Here is an 11,953-nt window from a genome sequence, read left to right on the forward strand (position 1 = left end):
TCCGTTACTTTCCTTTAAATCAGCCCCAAAGTCGCGACACACTTCACCTGCATACTGATGAAATGCTTTGTAGTGCAAGCCACTGAGTACTTTCTTTCGGTACTTAGTCACAAAGACAAGGTGAACATGTAAAAGAAACGCTGCATGTCTTGAACGGTTGATTTTATATTTTTGCATTGAAATTAACCGGATATACGGTAAGATAGTGAGATAATTTACTACACACTGAGTAATAATGCTAATTCTAAAAGCCTACAAATTCAGACTCGAACCAACCGAAAAACAGTCGCAACGTTTGCGGCAGTTGTGCGGATGCGCTCGTTTTATCTGGAATTACGGGCTAGCAGAGACGCAACGCATTATTGAATCCGGCGGTAAACTACCGTCAGCGTTTGAACTAAATCGGATGCTCACAGAATGGAAAAAAAAGCCGGAACATTCCTTTTTGCAAGAAGCCTACACGGATAATCTTCAGCAGAAACTCAAAGATCTGCACGGGGCATGGAAACGCTGCTTTGATAAAAAACTGGCAGCAAAAGCTCCTGTATTTAAAAGGAAAAATGACGGGCGTGATTCAGTTCGTTTTGTTAATTTTGATAAATATTGTCAGCTCGATAATGGCAGAGTGAGATTACCGTCAGGTTTGGTATGGGTAAAGTTCCGGCAGTCGCAAAAGCTGTACGGTAAGATTAAAAACGCAACCGTTAGCCAACATGCGGGACACTGGTATATATCGTTTCAGGTCGAACTGGAAATGGACATTCAGCCTCATTCGTCAGCAACAATGATTGGTTTGGATGCAGGTGTAACCAGACTCGCCACGCTGTCAGACGGCACAGTGTTTGAACCTGTAAACAGTTTTAAAACCAACCAAAAAAAGCTGGCGAAATTCCAGCGTCAGTTAAGCTGTAAAGTTAAATTCAGCAATAACTGGAAAAAACAGAAGCGAAAAATCCAACGTCTCCACTCGCATATAACCAATATCCGCAAAGACTACCTTCACAAAGTCACCAGTGAAATCAGCAAAAACCACGCGATGATCGTCATTGAGGACTTAAAGGTCAGTAACATGTCGAAATCGGCAAAAGGTACACAAGAGCAGCACGGACGGAATGTCAGGGCAAAATCAGGACTTAACCGTTCGATACTGGATCAGGGTTGGTATGAAATGCGCCGTCAGCTTGAGTACAAGCAGCTATGGCGCGGTGGTCAGGTATTAGCTGTGCCTCCGGCATATACAAGTCAACGGTGTGCATGTTGTGGTCATACAGCGAAAGAAAATCGTCAATCACAAAGTAGATTCGAGTGCCTTGAGTGCGGGTATACAGAGAACGCAGATATCAACGGAGCTCGTAACATTTTAGCGGCAGGACATGCCGTGTTAGCCTGTGAAGTGAACGGTGCAGTAATGCCGTCAGCAGCAGGAACCAGGCTTCTGAGCGATCAGATAGTCTCCGACTAACGGGAATCCCCCTCCTGAGTCACGAAGTGTGAAGGTGGGGGAGGATGTCAATAGATCATAATAATCAGCAAAAAATTACCCATTCTCGCCGAATAATTGCTGATATTATTCAGCATCGTGACCCACGGCTGTTAGTTATTTGTGGTCCATGTTCTATCCATGACGTAGATGCAGCGCTGGAATATGCCCATCGATTAAAGCAGTTAGCAATAGAACTTGCTGATAGTTTATATATTGTTATGCGAGTTTATTTTGAAAAACCCCGCACCACGGCTGGTTGGAAAGGTTTGATTAGTGACCCGATGATGGATGGTTCTTTTGATATGGAAAAAGGGCTGCATATTGCACGTAAATTACTGTTATCGCTCGTGGATATGGGATTGCCATTAGCCACAGAAGCTCTTGATCCAAATAATCCACAATATTTAGGTGATTTATTTAGTTGGTCCGCTATAGGCGCTAGAACAACTGAATCACAAACACATCGTGAAATGGCTTCTGGACTCTCCATGCCGGTTGGTTTTAAAAATGGTACTGATGGTAATTTAGTTACGGCAATTAATGCAATGAGAGCAGCAGCAATGCCGCATCGCTTTATGGGCATTAATCAATCAGGTCAAGTTTGTTTATTACAAACACAAGGTAACCCTAATGGTCATATCATTTTAAGGGGAGGGCAAAAGCCAAATTATAGTGCGCAAGATATTGCAAATTGTGAAATACAGATGCGCAATGCTAATTTATTACCCTCTTTAATGATTGATTGTAGCCATGGTAATTCGAGAAAAGATTTTCGTCGACAACCGTTGGTGGTGGAATCGATTATTGAGCAAATTACTTCTGGTAATCGGTCAATTACAGGTATGATGCTTGAAAGCCATATTAATGAAGGAAATCAATCTTCCGAACAATTACGTTCTAAAATGAAATATGGTGTTTCTGTTACTGATGCTTGTATTAGTTGGGAAACAACAGACGCAGTATTAAGAAAATTACATACTAAAATTCGCTCGGTACTTAAAGAGCGTATTAAGACCCTAGAAAAGGCAAGCTAATACAAGGTAAATTGATGTCAGCAGAATTATTACAATTACGTCAACAGATTGATGAAATCGACAAATCATTACTCGCATTACTCGCAAAAAGAGAGCAATTAGTGACGGCAGTGGGTGAAGTAAAAAGCCGGCAAGGGTTACCTATCTATGTACCAGAGCGTGAGGCTTCAATGTTAGAAGCGCGTCGCAAAGAAGCGCAAAAAATAGGTATTGCCCCTGATCTGATTGAAGATATTTTACGCCGCATTATGCGTGAATCTTACCAGCATGAAAATAATCAAGGCTTTAAAAAATTAAATGCTGATTTAGGACCTATTATCATTGTGGGTGGCGAAGGTCGGATGGGAAAATTATTTAGTCGATTATTTACCCTCTCTGGCTATGAGGTTTATAGTTTGAACGAAGAAGATTGGGATACAGCCGATAAATTATTGGCTAATGCTGCTGTAGTCATGATTAGTGTCCCAATTCATTCCACGGTAGAAGTTATTCATAGATTGCCCAAGTTGTCTAAAGATACATTATTGATGGATATCTCTTCTATTAAGCAACAACCGCTTGAAGCTATGTTATCAGTGCATAATGGGCCTGTTGTTGGCTTACACCCAATGTTCGGCTCAGATGTTAATAGTATTGCTAAACAGGTAATTATTTATTGTGAAGGGCGAAATCCAGCAGCATACCAATGGCTATTAGAACAATTGACAGTTTGGGGCGCTAGATTACATAAAATTAATGCCACAGAACATGATAAATGTATGGGATTTATTCAGGCGCTTCGTCATTTTACTACTTTTGCTTATGGACAATATTTATCTGAACAAAAAATCGATCTTCAACAATTGTTAGCTCTTTCATCGCCTATATATCGATTAGAGTTAGCAATGGTTGGACGTCTATTTGCTCAGGATCCACAACTTTATGCAGATATCATTATGGCATCTGATGAAAACATTGATTTAATTGTTAAATATTACCAAAGTTTTGGTCATTCTGTGGCATTGCTTAAAGAGCAAGATAAGGCAAAGTTTATTTCCCAATTTGCGAGAATTAGTCAATGGTTTGGTCAGGATGCTAAACGGTTTATGCAAGAAAGTAATGCATTATTACAACAAGCTAATGACATTAGTCGTTAATTTGCTGTAATTAATACTGTTAAAAAACCGGTTATATAACCGGTTTTTTAGTTAGTAAGGCCAGTAGGTACTAAATTATCAGCTGGGTAGCAGCCGAGAATTTTTATTGAACGTGTTATTGCAGTTAACTTTTCTAATGCATGTTGCATATCTAATGAGCGTAAGTTTGCCTGTACATCAATGTAAAACATCTCTTCCCATGGTTTATTATTAATTGGTCGGGATTCTAACTTACTCATAACAATATTATGCTCTTTCAGTACTAATAATGCATCGACTAAAGCACCAGCATGTTGACTAGTCGCGATCAACAATGTTGTTTTAGCCGGAATTTGCTCGGAAACTTGTACAGCATTGCGCGCGATAACAATAAAACGTGTCATATTATCGGGTTGATTAGCAATATTTTGTTCAAGAATGGTCAAACCATATAATGAACCGCCCATTTCGCTACCCAAAGCAGCCACTTTAGCTGAATTGATTTTAACTACTTTTTGCATGGCACTAGAGCTACTATCGCAATATTTAATTTTCCAATTAGGATATTGTTGTAGAAATTGACTGCATTGTTGAAATGGTTGCGAATGGCTATACACCGTTTCGATATTTTCCAATGGTACTTGAGTTATCGCAAGTAGGCAGTGATTAATGGGTAAACGCATCTCACCTACGATTGAAAGTTGGGTATTTTGCAGCAAATCGTAAACGTCATTAATTGCCCCTGAGCTGGAATTTTCTAAAGGTAAAATACCGTAATCAGCTTGTTTGCTTTCAACTAAAGCAAAGATATCTTGGAATTTATCACAACTTTATTCGATAGATTGACTAAAATGGCGCGCTGAATAGTGGCGTGCTGCAAGATGAGAATAGGATCCCTTGGGCCCTAAAAAAGCAATTCGGGCAGAACCATGAGCTACCGGATTTAAATGTTGCTGAAACACAGCTTGCTGAGTTAACACACAATCTTGGTTGATGATTTGAAAAAGGCGAGTAATATAAAAGCCATCCAGACCGAGTTTCTTTCCCTCAGTTATTAATCTATTTAGTAATTGCTGTTCATGATTTATATTATCAATAGGTTGATGCAGTTTTAATTTAGCCTGAGCGACATGAGTCGCTAAATGATGTCGCTCAGCCAGTAAATTTAATAACAAATGATCAAGTTCGTTTATTTTTTTCTGCATGTTTAATAGATTAGATATACTTTCCATAATTATTTTCTCTGTTGTTTTATTTTTTATTATTGTGTAGCGAATGCGAATAAAAAAACGCTTTTATCAAAATTATCAAGAAGCTAACAAAAATTCAGTAAGTATAAGGATTAAGCTAGGTTATTAATAATTGTTTTAATCAATATGAATTATGAAGCTTATTTTTATGTTAAGCAAAACAAATAAAATAATAAAAAGCGCACTTCTATAAGTACGCTTAGAGAAAAATAAAATGGCACACACTTATGGCTGAATGGCTAGATCTATCTCTTTTGCTATTGGATAAGCACGTCTAGCCTCATTTTTATGTTGACGTTTATTAAGTTGTTTTTCTAGCTTATTTATTAATTCATTGGTTGCAATATAAAAATTACTATGTTTCGCACTAGCAAATAATTTTCCATTTGGTGTATGAATATTGGCATCAACAATAAACCCTTGAGGCTCTTTTGACAGCACAATGTGAGGATTAATTAAAGAAACTCGCCATTTGCTAAGTTTATTCAAACGTTCTTCAATATGGTGACGTATAGCAGGTGTAATTTCTATGCACTTACTTGTTATACTTACTATCATATCGCTACCTCACTTATCATTAAGTTATGGATGTTTTTAGGATAGCGATAATTAATAGAAAAAACGTGATCTCGATCGGTTTTATTTGCTCTCTTACTAAAGTAATGATGGGAGTGTGGATGTATTATCAAAAAAAATGCTTGTTTCTTGCATAAGATACTCGTTTTTTGCATTATTGATGAATTGATCTATTTTATCGGTTTAAAAAATTATTATCTGGCTAAAACTATTTTTTTGTTGATTAACATTAAAAACAGCAAAATAGCTTTGCTGTTTTTAATCAATAAATATTAGTGATTATTATTCCCTTAGGCTGAGTTAGCGGCGATTAATTGTGCAACCTTATTTTTTTCCTGGGTTAAGCCTAACTTATCGTAGGCTATCTCCATATATTTTAGTGCATTGCGTGTTGACTGGGTATCGGGATAATTTTTTAGCATTTGTTCAGTGCGATTAATAACAGCAACATAAGCGCCACGTTTATTATAATATTTAATAATAGCCAGCTCATATTTTGCTAAACGTTCTTTTAGAAAAACTAAACGTTTGCTAGCATCTGTTGCATAAAGGCTATTTGGATAAAAACGAACCAGTTGGCTAAAGTCTCTAAAAGCCACGAGCGCATGTTGAGGATCGCGATCTGAACGATCAATACCAAAAAAATCTTGTAGTGCACTATCGTCTAACGCTTGTGCTGTAAGACCACGCATATACAAAACATAGTCAATATTAGGATGTGTTGGATTAAGGCGAATAAAACGGTCAATAGTTGCTATCGCTAATGGTAGCTCAGCTGATTTATAGTAGGCATAAATCATATCCAGTTGCGCTTGTTGGGCATAAGGGCCAAATGGATAACGATTATCGAGAGTTTCTAATAATTTGATTGCCCCTTTATAATTACCGCTTTGTAGTTTCTCTTGGCTGCTGGTATAGATATCAGTGGGAGAGCTTTCTGGTATAGCATCCTTATTGCTGGAGCATCCGGTAACAAATAAACTCAATGTGGCTGCTGCCAGCAGATATTTTATACGTATAATCACGTGGTTGTTTCCTCTGAATGTGTTTGGGGCGATCTCCATAAAGCCCCCTAACGAAATATGAGTTACAATAGCACATATTTTAATTAAAACGGCACTGCCGTCAAAATGTAAACTTTACTGTAGATAATTTTATGGCTCAACAATTACAACTTCAGGCGCAAATTCTAGAATCGCAACTTGGCCAACGTTTAGACCAAGCTCTAGCTGAATTATTTCCTGATTATTCTCGCTCACGAATAAAAGAGTGGATTTTAGATAATAGAGTGCTGGTAAATGGCAAAATCATAAATAGGCCGAAAGAAAAAGTATTTGGCAGTGAACAAATTGCCATTGATGTACTGATTGAAGAAGATATGCGTTGGCAGCCACAAAATATTCCATTAAATATTATTTATGAAGATGACGAAATTCTGGTTATAAATAAACCTCGTGATTTGGTGGTTCATCCCGGTGCTGGCAATTCAGATGGAACGGTGCTAAATGCTCTTTTGTATCGTTATCCTGAGATTATTAATGTTCCACGAGCAGGGATTGTTCATCGGCTGGATAAAGATACTACCGGATTAATGGTTATTGCAAAAACGATACCTGCTCAGACTCATTTGGTAGAAGCTTTGCAGCGAAGAGAAATTACCCGTGAATATGAAGCGGTAGTAAATGGTCGTATGACCGCTGGGGGAACGGTAGATGAGCCGATTGCTCGTCACCCAACTAAACGAACACATATGGCTATTCACCCAATGGGCAAACCTGCAATTACCCATTATCGGGTAATGGAGCATTTTCGCGCTCATACCAGACTTAGATTGCGGTTAGAATCAGGTAGAACGCATCAAATTCGCGTTCACATGGCGCATATTAATCATCCTTTAGTTGGCGATCCGGTATATGGTGGTCGCCCACGCCCCTTAAAGGGTGTCTCGGAAGAGTTTCGGCAAATTATGAACAATTTTAATCGTCAGGCGCTCCATGCCACAATGTTACGTTTATATCACCCTCTTACTGGTATTGAAATGGAGTGGCACGCAGATATTCCTGCAGATATGGTTATACTAATTAATATACTCAAAGCAGATGCAGTGATGCATAGAGATGAGATGGATTGGTAAATGGATAGCTTAATATATCCGAACTGGCCACAACCTGAAACAGTCATGGCTTGTAGCACAACACGCATTGGTGGTAATAGTTTGCCACCTTATGACAGCCTCAATTTAGGGCTACATGTTGGTGATCAACCGCGATTAGTGACACAAAACCGCAATATCTTAATGAAAATTGCACAACTACCAACCCAGCCTTGTTGGCTTACTCAGGTACATGGCACGCGTATTATCGATTTGGATAAAGAAAAAAAGGGTAATTTGTCAGCGGATGCTGCTTACAGTTGTGAACAAGGACAGGTGTGTGTTGTGATGACAGCAGACTGTTTGCCTGTTTTACTCTGTAACGAACAAGGCACGGAAATTGCTGCCGTACATGCTGGCTGGCGAGGTTTATGTGATGGGATCCTGGAAAAAGCGATAAAACAATTTAAATCACCGGCTTACTCTATTATGGCCTGGCTCGGGCCAGCAATTGGCGCGGAAAAATTTGAAGTAGGTAGTGAAGTGAGAAGTGCTTTTATTGAACATAATGCAGAATTAGCGCAAGGCTTTAAAGCTTTTGCACAGGGTAAGTATCTCGCTGATCTCTACTTGCTAGCGCGTATAAAATTGAACGCAATGGGCGTCCAGCATATTTATGGAGGAACCTATTGTACTATGAGTGAGCCAACGCGTTTTTTTTCTTATCGTCGTGATGGTGTAACGGGACGAATGGCATCATTAATCTGGTTAAAATAAATCTTTAACAATATTAGTTATTATTTTTACATCAACAGTTGATTTTTATCGTAAGTAACTTGAATAATGTGAAATAAAACCTCATTTAATCTGCATAAATGATTGAAATTGTATTTTGGAGGTATTATGCGTTTGGATCGTCTTACCAACAAATTCCAACAAGCACTAGCTGATGCTCAATCGTTAGCAATTGGACAAGATAATCAATTTATTGAACCAGTACATTTACTCGTTGCCTTGTTAGATCAAGAAGGTGGCACTTTACGCCCTTTATTGACATCTATAGGGGTTAATATCAGTCAATTAAGTAACAAATTAAACGATATTCTTAATACCTTACCGCAAGTGCACGGCACTGCGGGTGATATCCAACCCTCAAATGATCTTATTCGGCACTTAAATTTGTGTGATAAGTTAGCACAACAGCGCGGTGATACGTTTATTTCCTCAGAGTTATTTCTTCTGGCAATTTTTGATGCCAAAACCTCCCTGGCAGATACCCTTAAAACGATGGGAGCCAATAAAGCAAATATAGAAAAGGCGATAGAACAAATGCGTGGTGGTGAAAATGTTAATGATCAAAGTGCTGAAGAGCAGCGTCAAGCACTAAAAAAATACACAATTGATTTAACTGAAAGAGCTGAACAAGGCAAACTCGATCCTGTTATTGGACGTGATGAAGAGATCCGCCGAACAATCCAAGTTCTTCAGCGCCGAACAAAAAACAATCCGGTTTTAATTGGTGAACCAGGAGTTGGTAAAACCGCGATTGTCGAAGGTCTCGCTCAACGCATTGTTAATGGTGAAGTCCCCGAAGGATTAAAAAATAAACGTGTTCTCTCCTTAGATATGGGTGCTTTGCTGGCTGGCGCAAAATATCGCGGCGAATTTGAAGAGCGCTTAAAGGCGGTTTTGAATGATCTGGCCAAGCAAGAAGGAAATGTGATTCTGTTTATCGATGAGTTGCACACTATGGTTGGTGCGGGTAAAGCTGAAGGTGCGATGGACGCCGGTAATATGTTAAAACCAGCACTAGCACGAGGAGAATTACATTGCGTCGGTGCAACCACACTTGATGAATATCGTCAGTATATTGAAAAGGATGCAGCATTAGAGCGTCGTTTCCAAAAAGTTTATGTTGCTGAACCTACTGTTGAGGACACCATAACAATATTAAGGGGACTAAAAGAACGTTATGAACTGCATCATCATGTACAGATAACTGACCCTGCTATTGTTGCTGCTGCCAGTTTATCAAATCGTTATATTTCGGATCGTATGCTACCTGATAAAGCCATAGATTTAATTGATGAAGCAGGTGCTAGCTTACGGATGCAGATGGACTCTAAACCGGAAGCCCTTGATCGCTTAGAACGCCGGGTTATACAATTAAAACTTGAACAACAAGCACTAAAAAAAGAATCTGATGAAGCCAGTAAAAAGCGGCTTAAAATGTTAGAAGAAGAACTGACAGAAAAAGAACGAGAATATTCAGAGCTAGAAGAAGAGTGGAAAGCAGAAAAAGCAGAGCTTACCGGGACACAGCATATAAAAGCAGAGTTAGAAAACGCACGTATAAGTTTGGAGCAGGCTCGGCGCAGTGGTGATTTAGCTAAAATGTCAGAATTGCAATATGGTAAAATTCCTGAATTAGAAAAACAACTTGCAGCTGCCACTAAAGCAGAAAGCAACACCATGAAGTTATTGCGTAATAAAGTGACTGATGCTGAGATTGCTGAAATATTAGCTCGCTGGACAGGCATTCCTGTTTCCAGAATGTTAGAAAGTGAACGTGAAAAGTTGCTTCATATGGAACAGGATCTGCATAAGCGTGTCATTGGTCAGAATGAAGCTGTTGACGCAGTATCTAATGCCATTCGGCGTAGTCGTGCTGGTTTATCAGATCCAAATCGACCTATTGGTTCATTCTTATTTTTAGGTCCTACTGGTGTGGGTAAAACTGAGCTATGTAAGGCACTGGCAAATTTTTTATTTGATAGTGATGATGCGATGGTGCGCATTGATATGTCCGAATTTATGGAAAAACATACTGTGTCCAGACTTGTTGGTGCACCTCCAGGTTATGTAGGATATGAAGAAGGTGGTTATTTAACCGAGGCCATCAGACGCCGCCCCTATTCTGTTATTTTGCTTGATGAAATTGAAAAAGCGCATCCCGATGTTTTCAATATTTTATTGCAAGTTTTGGATGATGGACGCTTAACTGATGGGCAGGGAAGAACCGTCGATTTTCGTAATACGGTTGTCATTATGACATCAAACTTAGGTTCTGATTTGATCCAAGAGCGTTTTGGGAGTCTGGGCTACAACGAAATGAAAGAGATTGTCATGGAAGTTGTTAGCCGTAGTTTCCGACCTGAATTTATTAACCGTATTGATGAAGTTGTGGTATTTCATCCACTTAATAAAGAGCAAATTACAGACATTGCACAGATCCAACTATCTCGCTTATATAAACGTATGGAAGAGCAAGGCTATAAAGTAAAAATAACGCCAGCAGCGTTAGAAAAATTGGGTGAAGCGGGCTTTGACCCGGTATTTGGTGCACGTCCTTTGAAACGTGCGATCCAACAAGAGATAGAAAATCCATTGGCTGAACAGATGTTATCAGGCAAGTTAGTGCCCGGCAAACAAGTAACTTTAGATATTAAAAAAGGTGTTATTGTTGCTAAGCAATAAATAAAATTAAATTGTTAATCCTATTTGAAGAGGCAATATTTGCCTCTTCAATCTATTATAGCTATTCAATAACCTTGATTAAAAAACATTATTAGCTTAAGTGATCAACAACTAGCTTTGATACTATCAACTTAAAGCTAGCACAATAAATGAGCACTTAAACAGAAAAAATGCAAATAATAGTTGTTAGTTTCAGAAAACCTCCTATAATGCCCTTCCTGTTATCGCGACTTATTCATCAACGAGTGAATAAAAGTATAACGAGAATTAAGGTGAAAAGCGTAATATACGCCACCTCGCGACCTGGGTCGCACGCTCTTTAACAATTAATCAGACAATCTGTGTGGGCACTCGCAAGACATCATCAAAAACTATTTGAAGATTAAGTCTTGAAGAGTGACAAAACAGTTAATTCATATATGAACTAATAAGCAGTAACGTGATTTTGGGCCACAGCGAAGGCGTTAAAACGTCGACAAAGTGGCAAAAAGAAGCGTTACGGCCAGTAAAACATTCTTTGAGCATCAAACTTTTAATTGAAGAGTTTGATCATGGCTCAGATTGAACGCTGGCGGCAGGCCTAACACATGCAAGTCGAGCGGCAGCGGGAGAAAGCTTGCTTTCTTGCCGGCGAGCGGCGGACGGGTGAGTAAGGTATGGGGATCTGGCCGAAGGCGGGGGATAACCACTGGAAACGGTGGCTAATACCGCATAATCTCTAAGGAGCAAAGTGGGGGACCATTAGGCCTCACACCTTCGGATGAACCCATATGAGATTAGCTAGTAGGTGGGGTAAAGGCTCACCTAGGCGACGATCTCTAGCTGGTCTGAGAGGATGATCAGCCACACTGGGACTGAGACACGGCCCAGACTCCTACGGGAGGCAGCAGTGGGGAATATTGCACAATGGGCGCAAGCCTGATGCA

General features: G+C 39.3%; 9 protein-coding genes, 1 rRNA gene and 1 pseudogene. 7 read left to right on the plus strand and 4 right to left on the minus strand.

The window, feature by feature from the left end; genetic code table 11:
- The coding region (locus tag H1X92_RS04275; protein ID WP_180558337.1) for a transposase at positions 1-177 on the minus strand (177 nt) is incomplete at its 3' end.
- 58 nt (positions 178-235) lie between these two features.
- Between H1X92_RS04275 and H1X92_RS04280 the strand changes: the two genes are divergently transcribed.
- From H1X92_RS04280 to tyrA, 3 genes are read left to right on the plus strand one after another with little or no spacing between them, the layout of a single operon-like run.
- Complete coding sequence (locus tag H1X92_RS04280) at positions 236-1,462, plus strand: RNA-guided endonuclease InsQ/TnpB family protein (protein ID WP_180558336.1); 1,227 nt, start codon at positions 236-238, stop codon at positions 1,460-1,462.
- A 44-nt stretch (positions 1,463-1,506) separates the two neighbouring features.
- A complete protein-coding gene (locus tag H1X92_RS04285) occupies positions 1,507-2,517 on the plus strand; it encodes a 3-deoxy-7-phosphoheptulonate synthase (protein WP_180559009.1) in 1,011 nt (336 codons plus the stop codon).
- A gap of 14 nt (positions 2,518-2,531) precedes the next feature.
- A complete protein-coding gene (gene tyrA / locus H1X92_RS04290) occupies positions 2,532-3,653 on the plus strand; it encodes a bifunctional chorismate mutase/prephenate dehydrogenase (RefSeq protein ID WP_180559010.1) in 1,122 nt (373 codons plus the stop codon).
- A 47-nt stretch (positions 3,654-3,700) separates the two neighbouring features.
- Here the strand turns inward: tyrA and pheA are convergent.
- The 3 genes and pseudogenes from pheA to bamD all read right to left on the minus strand — a co-directional run bounded on the left by pheA (position 3,701) and on the right by bamD (position 6,480).
- Positions 3,701-4,864: pseudogene (gene pheA / locus H1X92_RS04295) on the minus strand (bifunctional chorismate mutase/prephenate dehydratase).
- Positions 4,865-5,107: 243 nt separating this feature from the next.
- Positions 5,108-5,440 (minus strand): ribosome-associated translation inhibitor RaiA, encoded by a 333-nt coding sequence (raiA, locus tag H1X92_RS04300; protein ID WP_180559011.1) that lies wholly within the window; start codon positions 5,438-5,440, stop codon positions 5,108-5,110.
- Between the two features lie 308 nt (positions 5,441-5,748).
- Positions 5,749-6,480, minus strand: coding sequence for an outer membrane protein assembly factor BamD (gene bamD, locus H1X92_RS04305; RefSeq protein ID WP_180559015.1), 732 nt, complete (start codon positions 6,478-6,480; stop codon positions 5,749-5,751).
- A gap of 134 nt (positions 6,481-6,614) precedes the next feature.
- On the opposite strand from bamD, the gene rluD reads away from it, so the two are divergent.
- The 4 genes from rluD to H1X92_RS04325 all read left to right on the plus strand — a co-directional run.
- A complete protein-coding gene (gene rluD / locus H1X92_RS04310) occupies positions 6,615-7,592 on the plus strand; it encodes a 23S rRNA pseudouridine(1911/1915/1917) synthase RluD (protein ID WP_180559012.1) in 978 nt (325 codons plus the stop codon).
- Positions 7,593-8,327, plus strand: coding sequence for a purine nucleoside phosphorylase YfiH (gene yfiH, locus H1X92_RS04315; RefSeq protein ID WP_180559013.1), 735 nt, complete (start codon positions 7,593-7,595; stop codon positions 8,325-8,327).
- A gap of 126 nt (positions 8,328-8,453) precedes the next feature.
- The gene (gene clpB / locus H1X92_RS04320; protein WP_180559014.1) at positions 8,454-11,027 is read left to right on the plus strand and encodes an ATP-dependent chaperone ClpB; all 2,574 of its coding nucleotides are present in this window, start codon (positions 8,454-8,456) and stop codon (positions 11,025-11,027) included.
- Positions 11,028-11,560: 533 nt separating this feature from the next.
- A 16S ribosomal RNA gene (locus H1X92_RS04325) occupies positions 11,561-11,953 on the plus strand; the annotation flags it as partial.

This window comes from Arsenophonus endosymbiont of Apis mellifera (assembly GCF_903968575.1).
Taxonomy (GTDB): domain Bacteria; phylum Pseudomonadota; class Gammaproteobacteria; order Enterobacterales; family Enterobacteriaceae; genus Arsenophonus; species Arsenophonus apicola.